This window comes from Scytonema sp. UIC 10036, assembly GCF_009725235.1.
The window spans coordinates 1-20,322 of sequence record NZ_WJFC01000235.1 but is presented as its reverse complement, the minus strand read 5'-3'; the positions used below and the strand labels follow the sequence as shown (position 1 = coordinate 20,322).

At 41.0% G+C, this 20,322-nt stretch carries 17 protein-coding genes and 1 pseudogene; 6 read left to right on the top strand and 12 right to left on the bottom strand.

Features of this window, described 5'->3' with window-relative positions; genetic code table 11:
- Nucleotides 1-397: 397 nt before the first annotated feature.
- A pseudogene (locus F7734_RS53010) lies at nt 398-946 on the bottom strand (hypothetical protein); the annotation flags it as partial.
- A 204-nt stretch (nt 947-1,150) separates the two neighbouring features.
- On the opposite strand from F7734_RS53010, the gene F7734_RS53005 reads away from it, so the two are divergent.
- Nucleotides 1,151-1,546, top strand: a complete 396-nt coding sequence (locus F7734_RS53005) for a PPC domain-containing DNA-binding protein (protein WP_155752286.1) — start codon at nt 1,151-1,153, stop codon at nt 1,544-1,546.
- A 59-nt stretch (nt 1,547-1,605) separates the two neighbouring features.
- Here the strand turns inward: F7734_RS53005 and F7734_RS53000 are convergent, their stop codons facing one another.
- From F7734_RS53000 to fni, 4 genes are all read right to left on the bottom strand, one after another.
- Nucleotides 1,606-2,583 (bottom strand): RsmB/NOP family class I SAM-dependent RNA methyltransferase, encoded by a 978-nt coding sequence (locus F7734_RS53000; protein WP_155752285.1) that lies wholly within the window; start codon nt 2,581-2,583, stop codon nt 1,606-1,608.
- 339 nt (nt 2,584-2,922) lie between these two features.
- Nucleotides 2,923-3,174: a hypothetical protein gene (locus tag F7734_RS52995; protein ID WP_155752284.1), complete on the bottom strand. Its 252-nt coding sequence runs from the start codon at nt 3,172-3,174 to the stop codon at nt 2,923-2,925.
- 223 nt (nt 3,175-3,397) lie between these two features.
- Entirely contained in the window at nt 3,398-5,233 is a 1,836-nt protein-coding gene (gene sppA, locus F7734_RS52990; RefSeq protein ID WP_155752283.1) for a signal peptide peptidase SppA, read from the bottom strand.
- Nucleotides 5,234-5,280: 47 nt separating this feature from the next.
- A complete protein-coding gene (gene fni, locus F7734_RS52985; protein ID WP_166482713.1) occupies nt 5,281-6,330 on the bottom strand; it encodes a type 2 isopentenyl-diphosphate Delta-isomerase in 1,050 nt (349 codons plus the stop codon).
- A 938-nt stretch (nt 6,331-7,268) separates the two neighbouring features.
- Between fni and F7734_RS52980 the strand changes: the two genes are divergently transcribed.
- Together F7734_RS52980 and F7734_RS52975 are read left to right on the top strand one after the other, a co-directional pair.
- Nucleotides 7,269-7,937 (top strand): hypothetical protein, encoded by a 669-nt coding sequence (locus F7734_RS52980; RefSeq protein ID WP_155752282.1) that lies wholly within the window; start codon nt 7,269-7,271, stop codon nt 7,935-7,937.
- Nucleotides 7,938-7,953: 16 nt separating this feature from the next.
- Nucleotides 7,954-9,258: a hypothetical protein gene (locus F7734_RS52975; RefSeq protein ID WP_155752281.1), complete on the top strand. Its 1,305-nt coding sequence runs from the start codon at nt 7,954-7,956 to the stop codon at nt 9,256-9,258.
- A 270-nt stretch (nt 9,259-9,528) separates the two neighbouring features.
- On the opposite strand, the gene F7734_RS61425 is transcribed toward F7734_RS52975, so the two are convergent.
- Together F7734_RS61425 and F7734_RS52965 are read right to left on the bottom strand one after the other, a co-directional pair.
- On the bottom strand, nt 9,529-10,446 hold the full coding sequence (locus tag F7734_RS61425) for a CVNH domain-containing protein (protein WP_166482712.1): 918 nt from the start codon (nt 10,444-10,446) through the stop codon (nt 9,529-9,531).
- Nucleotides 10,447-10,545: 99 nt separating this feature from the next.
- On the bottom strand, nt 10,546-11,670 hold the full coding sequence (locus F7734_RS52965) for a glycosyltransferase (RefSeq protein ID WP_243147555.1): 1,125 nt from the start codon (nt 11,668-11,670) through the stop codon (nt 10,546-10,548).
- 114 nt (nt 11,671-11,784) lie between these two features.
- Here F7734_RS52965 and F7734_RS52960 point away from each other — a divergent pair, with 114 nt between their 5' ends.
- The gene (locus tag F7734_RS52960) at nt 11,785-13,086 is read left to right on the top strand and encodes a sodium:proton antiporter (RefSeq protein ID WP_155752280.1); all 1,302 of its coding nucleotides are present in this window, start codon (nt 11,785-11,787) and stop codon (nt 13,084-13,086) included.
- 686 nt (nt 13,087-13,772) lie between these two features.
- Here the strand turns inward: F7734_RS52960 and F7734_RS52955 are convergent.
- The 3 genes from F7734_RS52955 to F7734_RS52945 form a co-directional block, all read right to left on the bottom strand.
- Nucleotides 13,773-15,224, bottom strand: a complete 1,452-nt coding sequence (locus tag F7734_RS52955; RefSeq protein ID WP_155752279.1) for an FAD-binding protein — start codon at nt 15,222-15,224, stop codon at nt 13,773-13,775.
- Between the two features lie 26 nt (nt 15,225-15,250).
- Complete coding sequence (locus F7734_RS52950; RefSeq protein WP_155752278.1) at nt 15,251-15,589, bottom strand: hypothetical protein; 339 nt, start codon at nt 15,587-15,589, stop codon at nt 15,251-15,253.
- Between the two features lie 238 nt (nt 15,590-15,827).
- Nucleotides 15,828-16,196, bottom strand: a complete 369-nt coding sequence (locus F7734_RS52945; protein ID WP_155752277.1) for a hypothetical protein — start codon at nt 16,194-16,196, stop codon at nt 15,828-15,830.
- 130 nt (nt 16,197-16,326) lie between these two features.
- Here F7734_RS52945 and F7734_RS61420 point away from each other — a divergent pair, with 130 nt between their 5' ends.
- Nucleotides 16,327-16,473, top strand: coding sequence for a hypothetical protein (locus tag F7734_RS61420; protein WP_166482711.1), 147 nt, complete (start codon nt 16,327-16,329; stop codon nt 16,471-16,473).
- A gap of 37 nt (nt 16,474-16,510) precedes the next feature.
- Here the strand turns inward: F7734_RS61420 and F7734_RS52940 are convergent, their stop codons facing one another.
- Nucleotides 16,511-17,602, bottom strand: coding sequence for a saccharopine dehydrogenase NADP-binding domain-containing protein (locus tag F7734_RS52940; protein WP_155752276.1), 1,092 nt, complete (start codon nt 17,600-17,602; stop codon nt 16,511-16,513).
- Between the two features lie 200 nt (nt 17,603-17,802).
- Nucleotides 17,803-19,497 (bottom strand): beta-carotene ketolase CrtO, encoded by a 1,695-nt coding sequence (gene crtO / locus F7734_RS52935; protein ID WP_155752275.1) that lies wholly within the window; start codon nt 19,495-19,497, stop codon nt 17,803-17,805.
- 187 nt (nt 19,498-19,684) lie between these two features.
- Here crtO and F7734_RS52930 point away from each other — a divergent pair, with 187 nt between their 5' ends.
- Nucleotides 19,685-20,281, top strand: a complete 597-nt coding sequence (locus F7734_RS52930; RefSeq protein WP_155752274.1) for a hypothetical protein — start codon at nt 19,685-19,687, stop codon at nt 20,279-20,281.
- The last annotated feature ends 41 nt before the right edge of the window (nt 20,282-20,322 follow it).

The window sequence follows — 20,322 nt, the reverse complement described above, 5'->3', positions numbered from 1 at the left end:
GTATAATCTACACTATCTCTCTACTTATTAGGTGTATTAAAGCCTACAATTTTACAGATTTAACTGCACTACTTGGCTCCAAAAAACCATTTTTAGAAAAAATCATATCAACTTTTTCTGATTGGAATTGTTCAATAGTAGGTAAGAAACAATCATATAATTGCACCGCTTGTAAGCATTCATTAATTGCTGTAACTGCTGAATTGTAAGTTGGTATCTTTTGCTCAATAACATTTAAGAAATGTTGATTTGAGAAAATTTTTTCCTCAGCTTCTTTTTCTAGAGATTGCACAAAATGAGTACGCGCCTTGGGATACTGCTGCCAAATTTCCTCAGCTTGCTTGTTTGCCATTTGTAGTAAAATCCATACACAATTTGCGTTGGGAGTTTCAAAGCTATTGGTTTTGAAAACTTTGTTGCTATGCTGAAATTGCTCGCTCATCAAATCATTCAGACGTTGACGCAGTTGAGCATTATACCAAGTTTCATCAATACGGTTAAATACATAGAAAACGCGATCGCGAATTCCAGGATTTTCTCGTATTGTTACCAACAGTTCTGTTTCTTCCTTAGTCATATCACCACCCGACGCAGGTTTTAACACAAAAATCACCGTTGAAGTATCAGAAGATCGAATTCTAGCATATGTGAAATGTGAATCTTTCTCAACCGGGTCATCCATGTCTGGGGTATCGATAATGACATTGCCATTTTGTAAGAGGGGATAATAACAGTAGTACTCAATACGGGCATTAATTAACATGGATTTACCCGCGCTAAACGCCCCTGCAAACACAATCTCAAACTTGGGAGATATAGCTTTCGTGATAGAGGTTTGTATCGATTTTACATGATACGAACAGACAAATAGCTCGTGTTGTATAAGTTGTAATATACACTCAACTTGCTCCCGCAAATTTTTGCACTGGAGCGGTAACCCATGCATAATGAGCATCCTGACAGTATAAAAATATTTTATCAGTACATTTTACGGAAAATAAGTGCGTGATAACCTCAGCAAATACACTAGGTTATTTTTCACAACAGTTACCATAATTTTGATATAATTGACACAACAACACAGTGGTTTTCACTAAATTGGAATAATTTAAAATTTATTTAACAAAGTTGCGTATATATTTATTAAAGCATGAAAATATTTCCTCTTCGGCTGAAACCAGATGAAGATTTAAAACAAGGTTTAAAGAGCTTTGCCAGTCAAGAAAACATTAAAGCAGGCTTTATCATAACTGCCATTGGCAGTTTGAAACAAGCCAAAATTCGCTTTGCCAACCAAGAAAACAGCACACTCTTAACTGATAAATTTGAAATTCTTGCCCTGAACGGAACAATAGCAACTACCGGAGTGCATCTCCATATTGCCATCTCCGACCAACAAGGAAAAACCATTGGCGGACATCTTGACTTTGGATGCATTATCTACACAACAGCTGAGATAGTTCTTGGTATCAGCGAAGAATATGCTTTTTTGAGAACACCAGATGAGCAAACAGGGTACTACGAATTAGAAATTGTAAGACAGTAAAGTAGGGTGGGCAATGCCCACCGTTTGATGTTGGTGGGTATTGCCCACCCTACTTTACCTTACTCCTCCGCGCCCTCAGCGCCTAGAAGGTTCATATTTCTCCAGATTACAGGCAAAACCTCCACATCCAAAACCTTCTCCTCACCTTCCTCAGTATTTTGAAACAACACTGTAAAAGCACCAGCACCCAATCCACCCTGAGGAAACATCCGATAACAAGGCAGAGTTGTTAAATGTGAGCGATCGCCCTCTAAATGCTTCACTTCCATAGCATTAAACTGGGGAAATCTTTGCAAAAACCACTCACAAACCTCTTCATTTTCTTCAGGAGAGTAAGTACAAGTCATATAAGCAAGATACCCTTGCGGGGCAACAAGCCGAGCAGAATTTGCTATGATTCTTTTTTGTCTGTTAGCACTTTTATTAATAGCAGTTGGATGAAAACAACCCGGTGCTTTTTCTCCTTTAGCAAGTAAAGACTGCCCGGTACAAGGAGCATCTACCATAACTAAACGACTCGATAAAGGTATCGTGTCTGCAAAAAAACTTGAATCTTTGCTGGCGACAACAGAAGGTTCAATCTGACATCGTTTCAGATTAGAAATCAGCATTCCCAATCGTTTGCCAATGACTTCATTCCCAATCAGTAAATCCGGTTGCAAGCTTTTCCAAGCAAAGACACTCTTGCCTCCTGGTGCAGCACACATATCAAAAACTAGGTTGACAGGTTGAGGAATTGCCAACAATAAAGAAGCCGCAAAAACAGAAGAAAAATCCAAACAGTAAAAATATCCCTGTTCGTGTAGGAGATGCTGTCCGGGTTTTTCTCCTAAAGATAATCGTTCTATGAATTCTGGTTGCCAGGGTGTTGCTACTTCAGTAGAAAAAGGAGATAGTTCGGGTTTTTCTTTACACCAAAGAATACAAGGGTTAAAACGTTGTGGATGAGTTAAAGCCTCAACAAATTTTTCTTGTTCATCTAAATTAGTAAATAAACGTCGCGACAGTTTAAGTAATAAATTAGAATGAGTTTTCATAATTCGTTTCACAAAAAAGTCCCACTGACCTAAACATAACGAAATCAGCAGTGATTAGGTAGGTTGGGTTGAGGAACGAAACCCAACATTCTCGCGGCTTTGTTGGGTAATGGTATCGCTCTACCCAATCTACAATTATCCTTAACTGAACCGTATTGATTGATAAGGTACTTCATTTGTAGAATAAATCAATAATTTGCAGTAAGGTAGGCATTGCCGCACAAAAGCTTGATAAGGTGGGTTAATCTTATACACGCAATCTATAAACAATATTTATAAAGAACCTAAGTCAGGAAGGGAAACCTGACTCGGGCTTTATATAAGCGATGTGCATCGCTTTTATTTTTCATGCCGATGTTGCCATGCTACACCAACAGCTGCACCTGCTCCAGCTATTAACCCAGTCGCCATTCCCTCTATAGTTTTAAGCCCTGGGTCTTGAGTTATGCATTCACTAGTAACTGTATTAGCTTGCAAGCACATATTGGTTTCGGCCCAAGCTGAAGTGCCACCTACAACGACACCAGCTATACTACAGGAAACAACAAGAAGAAGAAGGCGTTTAGTTTTTATATCTTTAGGCAGTTGCATGAAATTTGATAAATTGTTAGTAGTTCAAAACTACTTTACACGCCTTCATCATTTTTGTCATTAGTTTTAACCCCATAATATCTAGCTCCACACCAGCTCGTTCCCAGGCTCCGCCAGGGAATGCGTATTGGGGCCTCCTATATAGCAAGGCAACACCAGCCCACCAAACTGCATTTCCAGATAGAAGTTTGGCAAATTCTTTTATTTGGAAGTCCCTAAAACCTTATTCAATCCGGAGGTTTATAGGTAAGCGAGCATAAATACCTAGCGAGTCATTCATTTTTTGTACGATCGCCAGTTCTTTTTGGAATTTTTCAAATTCAGCCATCAATGGATCTGGAACTTTGAGCTGATGTTGGTCTATCCCTAGGATAGCCCGTGTCTCCTGCGCCGCACGCCCAAACAACCGCTCCTCAAGGGTTCCCAATCGCGGATATTCCTTCACCTCCCAATTGGAACCCAAATTGGCTGCTTCCGCCGCGTGTTTAATAGCAGCATCCAAACCCCCAATCTCGTCCACCAAACCTATTTTCTTGGCTGCAACACCCGACCAAACCCGTCCTTGAGCAATCTCTACCACCTTTTGCTCTGACAGTTTTCGACCTTGTGCGACTTTATTAATAAATACGCTGTAAACGCGGTTGACATTGCGCTGGTATAATGCTAATTCTTCTGGAGATTTGGGACGAGCTACTGTTTGAACATCAGCGTATTTCCCTGTTTTGACTGAATCCCAGGTAATTCCATTATCATTTGCCAATTTTTGAGCATTGATAAGCACTCCAAATACACCAATAGAACCTGTGATGGTATTGGGTTCAGCAAAAATCCGTTTGGAGTCAGTGGCAATCCAATAACCGCCAGAAGCAGCAATGTCACCCATGGACACCACAACAGGTTTTTCTTGATGAGTCAACCGCACTTCTCTTTGCATCACCTCAGAGGCGGTAGCACTTCCACCGGGGCTGTTAATCCGCAGCACAACAGCCTTCACATTTTTATCTTGGCGCAACTGACGGAAGATTTTGGCAAAGCGATCGCCTCCTATTTCTCCGCTCTCACCTTGACCTTCGACTATTTCACCTTCAGCATAAACAACAGCGATTTTGTTGTTCGATTCACGTTCTATACCCAAGGACTTCCCAGGAACTGCTGCATACTCATTGATATTGATTTGGCGGAACGTTTTCTCGTCTTTATCGCTATCAGTTAACTTTTTCAAGTCTGAAACGACTTCATCAAAATAAGCTACCTTATCCACCAACCGATTAGCTTTAGCTTGCTCTGCTAGTAATAACGCTTGATTATCAACAATATTTTGTAATTGGGAAGGAGCTATTTTACGACTTGACCCTACGGCTGTTCGCCACTCTGCCCAAACATCATTCAATAAAGTTTGAATTTGCTGGCGATTTTCCGGACTTAGCTTTGTCAGAACATATGGTTCAACTGCTCCCTTAAACTTACCGACTCGCACGACTTGAACGCCAACGCCATACTTTTGTAATGCGCCTGCAAAAAACATGGGCTGTGTACTCAAACCATTAACTTCCATGGCTCCCAAGGGGTTGACCACAATATTGTCTGCTACCGAACTTAGGTAGTACTCTCTTTCCCCCCAATCCGAGCCATAGGCGACAATTGTTTTACCTGCATTGCGGAATTTCTGGAGTTCTTGGCGGATTTCTTTAAAAGTGGCAAAACCTGCAACACTTCCTTGTGATGCACGACTGGCGTCCAAATAGATGCCAACAATTCGCTTGTCAAGACGTGCTTTTTCCAGAGCATCCAGAACGCTGCGGAGAGACATCCTGTTGACTTCCTCGCCTGATAATGCTTTTTCCAGCAATTCGTTTGTGCTGGGTTCGCCATCAGTAATGTTCATAGACAAGTCAAAGACCAGTATCGACTTATCTTTGACTGGGGGACCTACGTCTTTGGAAGAAGCAGCTGCAAAAAGCAGTAAGAGTAGCCCAGTGGTACCCAGACCGCAAAAGATAAATAACCCCAAGAGGCTGCCAACTAAACTGGCAAAAGTTTGTTTGAGAAAATTACGCATTTTAGTTAATGGTCATTGGTCGTTAGTCATTGGTCCTTTGTCTATACTTATTTTATGCGTTGTAAACTGTTGGAAGACCTTAGTTCATCTAGTGTAGCGTTACCAGTACAAAATAGCACGGTAGTAATTTCAGCAATTAATACGTCTGCCAGTTCGCGAACAGCTATATCGGAAGCTGCTGCCGCTTGTAGAAAAGGCATTGCCAATCCTGCAATATCTGCCCCTAAGGCTAGTGCTTTTGCTACATCCAATCCATGACGCAGTCCTCCCGAAGCAATTAAAGGAACATCAGGTGCGATCGCACGAATACTGGTAATACATTCTGCCGTAGGCAAACCCCAATCGGCAAATGTACTTCCCAAACGTCGCTGTAAAGCATTTTCTGCCCGTTCGCTTTCCACTTTTGCCCAAGAAGTCCCTCCTGCACCCGCTACATCAATTGCTTTGACCCCAGCTGCGATGAGCTTTTCTGCCATGGTATTTGAAATTCCATTACCAACTTCCTTGGCAATCACTGGTATCGGTAGTTTTATGCACAATTTATTTATTTTGTCAATTAATCCTTTAAAATTTTTATCACCTCTGGGTTGAATGCATTCCTGTAGGGGGTTGAGGTGCAAAATCAAGGCATCGGCTTCTAAAATATCAATTATTTTTATACATTCATCCAAACCATAATTGTAGTTCAGTTGAACTGCTCCCAAATTCGCTAACAGAAGGATATCAGGAGCATATTTCCGAACGGCGAAAGTCTCAGCAACTTGAGGTTTTTCTACGGCTACCCGTTGGGAACCTACGCCCATCGCAAATTTATAGTGCTGAGCAACTTCCGCAAGACGACGGTTTATAACTCCCGCCTGTTCCGTTCCTCCAGTCATAGAAGAAATCAGTAGGGGCGCACCAAGTTGTTTGCCAAAAAACTGATTTCTGATGTCAACTTCGTCAATATTTATTTCTGGTAAGCAACAATGCGTGAAGCGGTAGTTTTCCAATCCATTAGTCGTTTGGTGGAATTGAACATCTTGTTCCAGACAAATACGGATGTGGTCTGCTTTGCGGGACTGCGTTGCTGCAAAAGTGCTTGTTTGAGAGTTCACGACTGGTGTAACTTGTGGCTATGACTGCACTCCCATTGTCTCAGTCTTACTCCCGAACTGCCATAAGATTACTTAATTTAATCATTAAAAACTGGCAAACCTACTTGCAATGTTTAACGAACTACTATATTGTTTTAATTTGTTCGACTCTAAAATGTAAGGGGTCAAACCAGCGTTCTTGACGCCTTTAAAACTAGTACAACAGAAAGTACTTAGTAGGGTGCAAGCATCGTAAATCTGTTTTCAGTAGATAACGCTGGTTGAGTGTCATCAGGGAGTAAAGGGTTAGGCAATATGATTTGTCAAAACCCAAGGTCAAGTAATCTGTTAAAGAGCATCAACAACGGGTGTGATAAGCCGTGTAAGGCTTGTGATGCGCGATCGCGCTAGGCTAGAGGGATTACATTGTCCAGAAAGGCATCTTTGCTCAAATCTTTAATTAGGAAAGAGGAAGTTATCTCTATGGCTGCATTGAGATCTAAGTTTTTTTGGTCAAAAAATTCGTTCATGGTAGAATATAGCACTTTTTAAGCAGGTGGAATACACAGAAAATTAAGGAACCTCAGATGGACGCAGATAAAAAATAAGTAAGCCATTTGGTTGATAAGTTTTGATAATTGTCACTTGTCTACAGGAAAACTCAGTTGTTGAGGCTGATACAGGTTGAGTATTTGATGTAATACCAACTTAATATGAAGCTGCATATTATTTTTACCCCTCCTAACCTCCCCTTGTAAAGGGGAAGAAAATAAATTTTCTGTTTCCCCCCTTTATAAGGGGGGATTAAGGGGGGTAAGACCTTGCGCCCTTACAAATGGTGTGGTTCATTTAGGTGAAAACTGCTGTAAAACCGAAGATTCTGTTTCTAGTTGTCCCTCATTGGCAAGCTTTGAAAGGGCTTCGCCAGAACTCTCTATAGCAACTCACACACTAACCTTATGAATGTTAGTCTTTCTTGGATTAGCACCCTGGTTCTGTATGTGTCTGCATATGTTAGTACGTCTAACTTTGCAACAGCACAACAGGCTCCAACTAACCCACAACAAAGAATGCAGACAACTCCGCAGAAGATTTGTTCTTTCGATGTTGTAGATAAGTTATTACCTTCCACAAAAGAAACAAGTAACTCTTTGCTTTCTTACCTTGCACAGCAAGGATTTACACAAACTCAAGATGGTTCTTGGGTTTGTTACGTTAACGATCCTCGAAAATCAGGGCGCTATTACACTCTTTTCAAGGTTCAGCAGATTGATAAAAAACTTGTAGCTAGTTCTTTTTTAGAGAACGATCGCATGATTGAGGAACAAGACAGTCGCAGTTTGGACTTGTTTCTTATGCTGATCCAAAATCATACAAGCGCAAATCCAAAGAACTTACTGAACATACGAGAATACATTGAAACCTTTATTACACTCATCAAGCAAGGGAAGATAAAACCTTCAGAACGCGGTTATCTTTTTAATCAACCCAGTCGTGGGTTCGTTTTTTACAACCGTCTTAGCCAGGGACAAATTAAGGGGACGGCAATTACGATTAACCTTGACAAGCTCCAGAACTTAAGTTCTTCTCCAGTCTTTTTAGAACGTAAAGATTTGAAGAAATCCTAGTGAAGGGAGGTGGATCTTGTTGAAGCCATTGGCGAAGAAAATCACAATTACGTTTTCTTGTTTTGTGTCAGTACTTATTCCTACTGGGGAAGCATTTGCCCAACTAAACCTTGGGCGCTATGGAGTCCAGCCCGGACTGGAAACTAATTATCTTCAATACCAGATATCGGGGCAAAAATTGAGCCAAATGCGAGGTATTGCTGCATGTGCGATCGGATACGGTCTCAATTGTAACAAAACTGCGGCAGTCATTGAGGAATTATTAGCGGCTAGAAGCGGTCTTAGCTATCAAGACTTATTGGTAAAAGCAGCTGGAGGAGAAGAAAATTTTCGCAAATTTGCTGCCTTCTACAACAACGATCGCAATCTTTCTCAAACGCCATATGCTTCATTTTGGCAAGATGACAGCCCCCAAGTTGTGGATGGATATAGATATCTTCTTGGGGAAACAGTGAACAAGTCTCCTGTCTCAGGTTTGGGGCTTGTCACTAAAAATTTTTATTGGACACCATTGCAAGGAGTTGGCGACGCACTCGATCTTCGCAGTGGATTGTTGAACTTGAAATATTCTTTTGGACGCTTATTGTATGAAGAAATGGCAAAAATCCCTAATATCGAGCAGCAGGTTCAGTCTTTAAATTTACCTCAAGAGATGACCAAATTTTATTTGGAGAAAATTGCCATTGCAAAACAGGCATTAAGTACTGGTAATCAGAAGCTACTTGAAGATAGCATTCTCAATGTGCTCTCCATACCGTTTGATACCAAAGGAACGCAATTTGGACGCCCAAATATTGGTATTCCTCCGGAGTTTGACCTACTGACTGGTGAGGTTCTGTCTCCAGATGTGTTGGTAGGAATCAATCCAGTCTTCTTAGCGCCGGATGCGATCGCTCTTGATGTTCCTTCTACAATTCCAGAAAGTCCAATCCCAGAAAATGTAGTTCCAGAAAGCGCTGTTGTCCGACAAGGTTCTGGTAATTCCTCAAGAGGTTGGTTAATTGGAGGTGGTGGACTTGTCTTATTACTTCTACTTTTATCTTTAGGTGGTGGAGGTGGAGATAGCGATCGCGCTTTTGGTCAACCACCCTTAACTGTAGGGACAACACCATCCGATAATACAGTTCCTCCAACAACTCCTAATGGATGCGGCTTACCTGGCGATTCCAGCCAAGTGACTGAGATTCCTTGTACTCCAAGTGTTATTTATCCACCAGGGAAGCTAGAAAGAGTTCCAGAACCATCAGCGATCGCGCCTTTGGTATTGCTGTGGATTGTTTTGTTTTTACGCTCTAGCGTTTGTGGGAAGCAAGTTCGTTAGTGGTTAGTTGTTAGTTACAGATGTTTTCACTGATTTAGACTAGTCAGGAGTGCGAAACTCTTGAACAAATTTCTGAAAAAAACTTAATGAATTCTCAAAATTTATCTGTGAAAAATAAATCCACTCTTAATTCTTTTGCGCCTTTGCGCCTTTGCGTGAGATAAATAAAGATGTGGTTTATTTACCTGAAAATAGCTGTAATAGGACTTACGCATAACTCCCCTTTTTAAGGGGGGATCTCTTTTTTAAGCTGGATTGAATCTTTACAGTCTATGAATACCGCAAAACTCCATTATCATTGTGAATTCCCCGAATCACAATGGATGTATCGTTGTATGTGCCATTTATTGTGCGACAACGTGCTGTTAAGGTAGCTCCAGTAATACTAATGTTTTCACAAGAATCTTGATAAGTACTATTGGTTGTAGGATCGCTAGCATAGCGCAAGGCTCCATTATCATTATAGATTCCCCGAATCACAATAGATGTATCATTGTATGTGCCATTCATTGTACGACAACATGCTATTAAGGTAGTTCCAGCAACACTAATGCTCTGACAGGAATCTTGATAAGTACTAGGAGCAGTACATACAGCGGGTTGATTTTTAGTTTTTGTTTTAATAACTGGAATTTGCCGAGAAGAAAGATGTTCTAATTGAATTGCAACCTTACCTTCTTCAAAAGCTCTTTGAAACACATCCAGATTGTCTGGAGTTACGTAGCCCAATCCATCGTAAAACCCAATTGCAAATGCGATCGCCGCCTTATCTCCAATCGGCTGATTCATCCCAATGGCACAATTAATGTATTCACCGATTGCAATAGCTGACTTGGCAGAATAACAAGCGTTAAGTAATACGCATTCCACATAATCTGAGTGCAGCTGAAACAATGATGCTAGTCCGGATGCTGGGACGGGCTGGTTTTCTCCTCCATCGTCTTCTAACAGCAAACTACCGTCTTCTAGCCCGTGTCCGCAAAAGTGGACGATTTGGGGCTTCTCTTCTGCTATAGCACGGCGAATATCTTGAGGGCGTACAGCAGTTCTAAGCGTAACCTTGAATAAATCCCGCTTTGTAGCGCGGCGGATAGCGTCTTCTATTGAGCGAATTTCTCGATCCAAGCGCAATCCGTGGGGAATTGCAGTCAGAATTAGAATTGTTTTCACGCCGATACCATCACTCATAGGGTGTATAAAGCAAGTATTAAAATTGACATTAATACAATCAATTTATATCTTTTTACAGATGAAATCAAATTTCACTTGTGAATAAATCAAGCTAGCTTATTCCTTTGGTTGTGGAATCCACAACCGAAGGGCTTGGGGTTTTTCTATCAACTCATACCACAGACGCTCGTAACTCTTTACCATGTGCTCAACGGTGAACCGACGCCTTGCTATATCTTGTCCTCGGTGACCAAATTTCAAGCGCAATTCGCAGTCTTCTTTTAAGCGCCGCAATGCAGCCGCAAGCCCTTCAACATCATCTTTATCCACGAGCAACCCGGTTTCACCATCAGTAACTGCTTCTGGAATACTACCCACACGTGTCCCAACTACAGGAATGGCTGCAAGCATTGCCTCAACAATTGCTAATGGAAAACCTTCAGATCGTGAGGGCATGGCGAAAATGTCAAATTGTGGCAACCAGGTATGAGGATTATTGACCCATCCTGGTAACTCAACGCGATCGCTTATTCCCAAATCCACTGCCAGTTTCTCTAGGTCTGTACGTTGTCCACCTTCACCCAGAATCACGACTCGAACGCCTTCAATTTGAGCAATAGCTTTCAGTAGAATATCGTGACCCTTCATCGCATCTAGCCTTCCCGTGCAACCAATCACTATTTGTTGCCTTGATGACCCCAATCTTCTCTCTTCTTCAAGTGAGGTAGTAGGTTTCTGTGTCATATCTGGCACGCAATTAGGGATAGAAATTACAGTACCACGACCCAACGCATAAAAGTCCTCCATGCGCCTTGCACTTGCTTCACCTACCGCCACATGGGCATCAACTCGCAGTGATAGCGCCCTTGTACGCCACAGCTTAACTGCATCAGTTGTCCGTAGTGGTAACTGGTCAACACGCACTACACGAGCATTTGGCAATGTTAAAGCGGCAAAAAGACCAATAGCACATTCCCAAGGAGTACAAATATTGATATGTACTATATCTGGTTGCAAACGATGCAGTGCTTGAAGGTGTGCTGTTAGAGAATAAATACCTTTTGCAGGTAATACCACTTGAGATAGTTGCGGTTTATTGCTTGCAATGGCATCTATGACTACCTGACTGGTACCCATTGCGGTTATGTGAAAATCTCTTGAAACGTTAGTGACTAAATGTTTGAGGCTGATTTCCGCGCCTCCAACTCCAGCAGAGTCAGTATAAGTAACTACACGCATCATTCTTTTTATGTCGTATAAAATCTTTTTGACAAATCTATCGCAAGGTGATTAAGAAATAAAAGCTATCGCCATTAAACTTTCATTGCAACTTCCTAATTTTTTCTAGAAATCTTTATGGTAGATATTTATATTGTTGACTTATTTATTATAGGTCTATTATTGCTAGTTGTTACCTTACTATCTGGCTGGATTTCACGCTTACCTCTTTCTTTTGCTCTTATTTACCTGTTAGTTGGTATTCTTTTAGGTCCTTACGGCTTTAAGCTCATTCAATTACGACGTGAAGGAGTTTTCAATGCCGAATTGTTAGAACGGATAACAGAATTTGTAGTTATTATCTCTGTGTTTAGTTGTGGATTAAAAATTCTGCGTCCACTTAAAATAGGAGCGTGGGATATTACAGCAAGACTCATTGGGTTTTTAATGCCAATTTCCATTTTTGGGCTTGCTATTGTCGGAAAAGTTTTTTTAGGCATGGATTGGGGAGAGGCAATTTTACTAGGAGCAATTCTTGCCCCAACCGATCCTGTATTGGCTTCAGAGGTGCAATTAACCGATGTCAATGACCAAGATGAGTTACGTTTTGGTTTAACATCAGAGGGCGGCTTAAATGATGCTTTAGCTTTTCCTTTCGTGTACTTTGGTATTTATTCGTTAAAAGATAAAAATTGGGAAAACTGGTTTAAACAATGGGTTGTTGTTGATTTAGTTTGGGCGATCGCTGCTGGTATAGTTATGGGGATTCTCGTAGCTAAAGTTATAGTTTGGATCAATAAAAAAATTCAAAAACGACGCCCTGCTGATTCTTTAATGGAAGATTTTATTGCTCTTGGGACAATTTTGTTAACATATTCACTTACAGAATTCGTCAATGGTTATGGATTTCTTGCAGTGTTTGTAGCCGGGTTAGTTTTTCAAAGAAGTTATAGAAATTCAGAAAAATCGCTTGCACAATTGGAATTCATAGAGCGATTGGAAAAGCTTTTGGAGATTGGAACAATTTTAATTCTTGGTTCAATTTTGTTATTTAAACCAATGCTAACTTATGCTACCCAATCTTTATTAGTCATAGTTTTACTGTTCTTTGTCATTCGACCATTGGGTGCATGGATCAGCACAATTGGGAAACCCTCCGGGCACCCAGATCACAGGGCAATACATCCAGGAACTCGTTGGTTATTTGGCTGGTTTGGTATTCGAGGTGTCGGCTCTTTATACTATCTTGCCTATGCATACGGTAACGGTTTGAAAAACAGTCTTGGCGAGCAAATCGGTTGGATTGTTTATACTACGATAGTCGTATCTGTTATTGTGCATGGTATCAGTTCTACTCCACTTATGAACTGGTATGAGAGAAATCTTTCCCCTGAAAATCGTAATGCATCGCCCCCAGCTACAGTGAAAGAATTTGAATGAGGGATTATATCAAGTCCAGATGATTACTGATAATAAAATTTATCAACGTAGGTTGGGTTGAACGAAGTGAAACCCAACACAAGGGAGAATTCATGTTGGGTTTCGTTTTTCAACCCAACATAGAGATATTATATGTGATTTGAATCATATTTTGACCAAATGGACACGACATGCTTCAAAATCCTTTAGGACAACATATAGTTCAAAGTTATAATTTGAGTTTAAAAACCTCAAAATTTAAGTACCGCAAGCAACAGGGCTTTTATAGTTCATTTGTACGCAGGCGGCGAACAGAGCAATAAAAACTCAGTCTTAGGCAATCGCAAAATCATTCAATTTTTGGTTAAAACTGTTTTTGAACCATATTGTGGACGTTTTGAATCATATTTTGACCGAAAGTTTCAAATTCTAGGTCAAATTCCTGTATTGAAATCTGGTTTTTTTACAAAATGCATAAATAAAACTTTTGGTCATATTATGATTCATATTTAAAACACACGGTCACAATTTGATTCATAACATGAAGTGATTGAACAGGGTAAAAACCTTGATATTCCGTTACTTTTGGTCACGATATGATTCAAAATTTTGGTCACGCAATGGTTCAAATCACATTATACCATTTTACGAAAAGATAATGTAGAGACGCTTCAAACAGCGCGTCTCTACAAAGTTTAAATATATTTTTAAAATATACCCTGACCGGGAGTCAGCAAATTGTCAGGATCGTAACGTCGTTTAGCATTTATAAATCCGCTCCAAGCTGAACCAAAGTGCTGCTGCCAATCAAAATAAGAAAATTGAATAGCGCCTACAGGATAGCGAGTACCGCCGAAATCGCGGTTTTTCTCAAAAAATCTCCGATTGTCATCAAGCATTTTGCGAACTGTAGCATCATCAAGCTGTGCAGTCCGTAGAATAGCCAAGAGAAACACAACCTGCTCGTCAGGCGTCCGAAATAAAGGCAGCTTAAAACGATCGGTTTTGACAGGGTACAGCAGAATTGGACTATTTCCTGTATCAGCCAGTGTCAAAGTAGAAACAATTTCGCTAACATATTGCTCAACTGCTGTACTCGGTACAAAGAGATTAATCCAAGGATGAGGGTTAGACCAAATGTTGATGGATTTGAGGTAAGCAACAGTTTCTGCCAAGCGGTTAAGAAAGTTGAAGTAAGATTTGTCCTCTATTTGTTCTGTGCCCGGAGTGTAGTTCAAAGAGGCAAGTAAACTGGTGTTGTCTGGCTCTTTGGGTGGAGTGTAAAAGCTAGCCGCTTCTAAGACATAACGCCATCCTCCATTAGTATTGGGTACTACCTGACCTTCTACATAGTTGAACCGTTCTTCAGTAATTAGTAAGCGTTGGTCATGAGTAAATGTAGCTAAATCATCGTAATACAAAAGAAACACACGGGCATGGGTGAAGGCTTCGATTAACCGAATTGTAGCCCGTACTATAATTCCACACTGACCCAAACCGGCTAGCACTGCTTCAAATAGATCGCGGTTTTGATCGAGGGAACAAGTTTCTAGAGAGCCGTTACCTGTCACAACCTGAAGAGATAGTACATTATCAACCTGTACGCCATAGCGATGGCTCGCGCCACCGACACCGCCTACTGACAAGGTTCCTCCAATCGATAGTTCGATGTAATCGGTGAGGACTGGCGGTGTCAATTGTTGCTGTAGCGTTGCTTGCAACAGCTGACTCCACACTACCCCTGCGTCAACAACAGCTTGTGTTGTACTAATAGAATGGATTTTGTTCAGTGTACTCATATCAATAATTACACCTTCTTCTACTTGTGCTTGACCGTAGCAGGAGTGACCTTGACCGCGTGCGGCAATTTTAAGGCTGTGAGTACGAGCAAATCTGATAATGTTGACGATATCATCAATTGAACCTGGTTTAAGTACGGCTTTTGGGTAACGATGCACTAGGTGACCAAAATCATCACTCACATTTACGCGTATAGCATCATCAATGTAAAGTACTCCATCTAAAGGCGGTAGGTTGACAAACGAGTCTGCGGCGTTAGCATATGTTCCCCACGAAGAATTAAATGTATCAAATTTAACAAAAACAACACTAGCAATCAAACCTTGCAAAATGTTGCGACGCGAGGCATTATTCTTCATAAGGAACCCTCTTACAAGAAATAGTTTCATGTGTAAAAAGATACAGAAATGACGCCTCTCAGTGCTAGAAGCATCATTTGTGCTATGGTTGTTGCTTTAAGGCGATCGCGGTTGATGCCCTGCTTCATATCGAACTCATACGTGGACACCAGTTGATTTTGGGGATTGCCGATCTCCTGAAATCTTCCCGAACCAAAATATACCAAGGGAAAATTAGGAAACGCCTTTGCGGTTGTGTTTTTGAGAGATTCTTTTGTAAAGGAAGTCTGTATGCTCGTGCCCTGCGGACCAAAGGCAGGGAGCGAAGTTGTTAGGAAAGCACACAAAGCACAAATCACAACCCACTTAAAGATACCGTTTTTCATTGTTGAAATGATTACTCTCTTGCTTCAAAATCAATCTTCATTTGAAGACGTTTCACTTGTCCAGAGCGTTTATTCACTACGGTTGTTGAGTTGTACTATTTTTTGAACTAATTATGCACCAAAAGTCTTATGGGGTTAGGGAATAGGGACAAGGGGGACAAGGAAGAATTATCAATGATTTTTGACCAATAACCAATCACTAATGACCAATTCCCAATGCCCTATACCCATTCGATGTTTATTTTGTTGTGACTCGATCGACTAATTCTTTAGCTTGTTCAAGGATATTGGAATTCGGGTTGTCTTGTGCTTCAGCTTTTAAATTTCTTTGGTAAGTCTTCTCTACAGTTTGTGGATTGTTAGAGTCCTTGACTGCCTGTTCGTAAGCTTTTTGTCGATCTTCTTCTCGCAGCCCAGTTGCTTCGCTGTATTCGTATGCGCGGTCAATCTTTTCTTCTGGTGTTAGTTGATTGGCACGAGATGTTACAGCGTAGCTAGGCTGCTGAGTAAAAAAAAATAGACTCGATACACTAATAAGAAGCATCAATCCTAAAACAACAATGCTTTGACGTACTGCTTTATTGAAAATAGCTAAAAACGTTTGCATGGGAATGCCTCCTGACCGTACTATGTGCTTGAATTTGCTGAGTGTAAGGATAATTACTTATACATACTCTAAGCTTCACACGAATACTACGTGTCTGGATGCAACTTTGACTTCTGCCAAAAGAAGGGTTATGCGATTTTGGATTTTAGATTTTGGATTTTGGATTGTGGGATTGGGGATTGGGGATTGGGGATTTTGGATTTTGGATTGTGGATTGGGGATTGGGGATTTTAGATTTTGGATTTTGGATTGTGGGATTGGGGATTGGGGATTTTAGATTTTGGATTTTGGATTGTGGGATTGGGCATTGGGCATCACAACCATTCGTGATTAATTTTGATGCCTCGGCTTTGCATAGCTTGTTCAAACAAGTTTGTTGACAATGCTTCTTCTACTGGTGTTACACCAGGTTTTTTCAGTTTCCCATCAAGTAACATTTGAGCAATGCTACCCGTACCGCAACCAGAGGCAACTGCTGTGTTTTCATGCACTAAAGTAGAGCAAAAAACAGATTCTTTTCCTTCTCTTTGCCCGGTAATTTCTGACCGAACTGTTACCCCAATTCCGCTAAAGCGATTGGTGACATCAGTCATAAAGTGACTGACATGAGCTAAAAATTCAATTGCGCTTTGCTGCTGCATGAGCCATTTGGGAAAAATATGAGCAGCTATCCATGTCATATGATTGTAAAAATCAGGAACTGAGCCAAACTTGGTGATAACGGTTTTGACAGATGGATAAGCATGAGGCAGTGTATAGGTTTCTGGCATATCAAACCAATAAACCCCACTGCGTCCGTATGGGTTGGGAAAATCAATGTTTTCTCGCTGGCTGTAAGGTTTGACTATCTGCCAATGACCATCTATCCAAGCTTCAAAAGGTTTTTGCAAGCCTAAAAAAGTTGTTCGCATTACGGTAATACCAGCGCCGCCGGAACCAGAGACTAAGTAACTTAAATGAATTTTTTCTGGTTTATCTAATTGTTCAACGCCCTGATGTACCATGCTGTTAGAAATTCCTGGAAAGATACCTGTATTAATTATTGCTGTAACTCCCGCCTTGACAGCTGCGTCATGGTGCTCTAAAGCTTTTCTCGTGAAAGAACGGTGATCGCTGACATCAGCATAGTTAACGCCTTCTTCAATACAGATTTTTAGAACGTTCGCGTCTCTATAATGAAATGGACCAGCACAATGGATAACTATATTAGAAGACGCGATCGCTTTCCTAAGTCTATCCACATCTGCCAAATCTAAAACCAAATAATGGACTCGCGGATTGGGGCTTCCATTATCTGGGGTACGTCCGGTAATAGTAACTTCTGCCTGTGTATGAGTGAGAATATCCTGGGCAACGCTACTGCCAATCCGTCCGCGTCCTCCAAGAATCAAAACCCGATCTGTCATTGATCCACTATTATCCACAGCCCTTTTATTACATCAATTTTTAGCTATCTTTGTCATCGGTAGCGAGAAAGAGTTGAGAAGAATAGAGGAAATAGAAAATTATTCATCTTTCTTATCTCCCTATTGGATATCTCTAGAGTCCTGGTAGGGGCGCTCTTGCATTGCGCTCTTACATCTTTTTCACGTCTATGTTTACTTGTTTATTCGCGACCAAAGACAGATGCTACAGTAGATTTTATAGATTCTCCTGCATCTTTCAATGTTTGTGCTACTGGATGTCGGTCGTGTAAGAAAATACGCGCACAGTTACGCCCTGGTAATCCTGAAATAGAACCACCTGGATGAGTTCCTGCTCCAGTCAGATATAAATTCTCAATAGGAGTCTTATAATTTGCGATTTCTGGTAGGGGTCGGAAGCATAACATCTGTTCCAAAGTCATGTCGAGATGGTAATAATTTCCTTTGTAAAATCCCAGTCGTTGTGATAGTTCAGCAGGGCTTTCCACATGACGGGCAATAATAGAGTGTTTGAGATTGGGTGAATACTCTGCTAGTTTTTCAATAACCCTATCGGCAACTTTATTTTTCAGTTCGTCAGTCCAACCTGTACCCTTTAACCCCGTGCCTTCTGCACCTGAAATTTGATAGGGGGCGAAAAACTCAATCCATGCTGTGTGCTTGCCTGGAGGTGCCATTGAAGGATCGCGTCCGGTGGGCATAACTAAATACATGGATGGGTCTTCATCAGGAATCTTTCCTTGGGTACAATCACTATGAGCTTTCTCGACGTGGTTCACAGAATCTGCAATTAGGATAGAGCCAATTAAGTACTCATCTCTATGTTCGTGATGTTCAAATCGAAGGGGTTCATTTAAAGCTAAGTCAATTTTCAGGATGCTTTCGTTGTTGTCAACAATCCTGCGAGCCAATCTTTCCCGTAAATTGGGGTCGGCGCTATCCACATCGCTAGCTTCCATATGTTGTAAAAACAACCGTTTGGCATCAATGTTGGAGATAACTCCTTTGTTGGCTCGATATTCTTTACCACCTGTGACTCTCACACCAACTGCTTGACCGTTATCAACTAAAACTTTGTCCACTCTTTGGTCGGTGAGGATAACACCACCTTGACTTTTGACTAAATTCACTAAAGCGTCTGTTAATGCCCCAGTACCACCACGGGGTCGAGCTTGACCGGGATGGTGACGCATGACCATCATCATCGCTCCGAAGGACATTGCCTTTTGATAAGGAGGTGAACTCAGTTCGGCAGATAATCGGGCAAGGGGTGCTTTGAGGAATTCAGAATCAAAATACTCGTTAATATTATCTTGGGGGCTAGTTAGGATTGTGCGGAGGAAATCTAACGTTTCATTGGGACCTCCTAAGAGTGAGAACAAGTCTTGCAGTTTTGTCAAGTTGTAATTTCCTAACAAGTCAATAATAGACTTGGGCGGTGCATTGAAGTAGGGGATGACGGTGCTAACGAAGCGTTGCCAATAGTTGACATATTCGCTATATTTTTTGGCATCGCGATCGCTCCAACGGGCAATCTCCGCACAAGTCTTATCAACTGACTTATGAGCTAAGAAATACTTTCCATCAGGATGGGGACAAAAAATAACCGGGTCGCACCAGAGGTATTCTAAGCCGTATTTATGTAGTTCTAATTCTTGGATAACTGGCCCAAGGAAAATAAATAGGTGGTCGATAGCACAGGGATTGAATTTAAAACCAGGGGCTTGTGCAGCTAAAAGTTCTTCAGTTGTGGAACCGCCACCGGGAATAGAACGTGCTTCTAAAAGCAAAACACTGTAACCAGCTTTCAGTAAGTATCCGGCACAGACCAAACCATTATGACCCGCACCAATAATAACTACATCATAAGATTCCATAACTGTAACTTTCGATAGGGATGTTTATTCCCAGATGTTAGAAAGCGTGTCATTAATTTGACTCTTTCCCCGGTTTTGACTGCAACTAACCTTTAGGTAGAAAAATTCGGGAACTCCCACACGGTGCTGCTCTCCATCCCACAAGATGAGATAATTTGTTTTTTGCAGTTCCCTTAAATGGTAGTATATGCCATACAGCCAAATTACTCTCAGACAACTTGTCGAAGAATTTAATTTAACTCTAGAAGAAAAGACTCGACTGTTCCCAAACGTACAGCCTGTACAGTCTACTGAGTTACTATCTATGACTTTGCAGGAGACGTTACCTTTAGCTACAGCAATTAACAGCGAAAAAGCTCGTGCAGAACTCATTATTGCTCCAGTATTGCTGGAAGTCAAACGAAAAATGAATTATCAAATTGGATTATTTTCTGGGAATGACTTCACAGTCGATCCATCACGAGGCTTAAATGGTTCTCCAGATTTCTTGATTACGCGGAGTCCAGAGCAGTACTACATTAAGGCACCAGTCATGACAATAGTCGAAGCTAAGAACGAAAATATTAATCTTGGCTTAGGTCAATGTGGTGCTGAAATGTTAGCAGCACAGATATTTAATGAGCGAGGAAACTATCCAGTGAATGCGATTTACGGTTGTGTGACAACTGGTGTGTTGTGGAAATTTTTGCGTTTACAAAACCAAACTCTGTTTATCGATCCGATAGAAATACCAATTGAACCAGTAGAACGATTGTTGGGTATTTTTGTACAGATTCTTTCTTGAAAAAGGCAATGAAGAAATTTCATCACCAACTATGAAAATCC

Excerpts from the sequence above, each read along its gene's own strand:
- F7734_RS53005 (WP_155752286.1), top strand. The coding sequence starts at position 1,151 with ATGAAAATATTTCCTCTTCGGCTGAAACCAGATGAAGATTTAAAACAA.
- F7734_RS53000 (WP_155752285.1), bottom strand. The coding sequence starts at position 2,583 with ATGAAAACTCATTCTAATTTATTACTTAAACTGTCGCGACGTTTATTT.
- F7734_RS52995 (WP_155752284.1), bottom strand. The coding sequence starts at position 3,174 with ATGCAACTGCCTAAAGATATAAAAACTAAACGCCTTCTTCTTCTTGTT.
- sppA (WP_155752283.1), bottom strand. The coding sequence starts at position 5,233 with ATGCGTAATTTTCTCAAACAAACTTTTGCCAGTTTAGTTGGCAGCCTC.
- F7734_RS52980 (WP_155752282.1), top strand. The coding sequence starts at position 7,269 with ATGAATGTTAGTCTTTCTTGGATTAGCACCCTGGTTCTGTATGTGTCT.
- F7734_RS61425 (WP_166482712.1), bottom strand. The coding sequence starts at position 10,446 with ATGAGTGATGGTATCGGCGTGAAAACAATTCTAATTCTGACTGCAATT.
- F7734_RS52965 (WP_243147555.1), bottom strand. The coding sequence starts at position 11,670 with ATGATGCGTGTAGTTACTTATACTGACTCTGCTGGAGTTGGAGGCGCG.
- F7734_RS52960 (WP_155752280.1), top strand. The coding sequence starts at position 11,785 with ATGGTAGATATTTATATTGTTGACTTATTTATTATAGGTCTATTATTG.
- F7734_RS52955 (WP_155752279.1), bottom strand. The coding sequence starts at position 15,224 with ATGAAGAATAATGCCTCGCGTCGCAACATTTTGCAAGGTTTGATTGCT.
- F7734_RS52950 (WP_155752278.1), bottom strand. The coding sequence starts at position 15,589 with ATGAAAAACGGTATCTTTAAGTGGGTTGTGATTTGTGCTTTGTGTGCT.
- F7734_RS52945 (WP_155752277.1), bottom strand. The coding sequence starts at position 16,196 with ATGCAAACGTTTTTAGCTATTTTCAATAAAGCAGTACGTCAAAGCATT.
- F7734_RS61420 (WP_166482711.1), top strand. The coding sequence starts at position 16,327 with ATGCGATTTTGGATTTTAGATTTTGGATTTTGGATTGTGGGATTGGGG.
- F7734_RS52940 (WP_155752276.1), bottom strand. The coding sequence starts at position 17,602 with ATGACAGATCGGGTTTTGATTCTTGGAGGACGCGGACGGATTGGCAGT.
- crtO (WP_155752275.1), bottom strand. The coding sequence starts at position 19,497 with ATGGAATCTTATGATGTAGTTATTATTGGTGCGGGTCATAATGGTTTG.
- F7734_RS52930 (WP_155752274.1), top strand. The coding sequence starts at position 19,685 with ATGCCATACAGCCAAATTACTCTCAGACAACTTGTCGAAGAATTTAAT.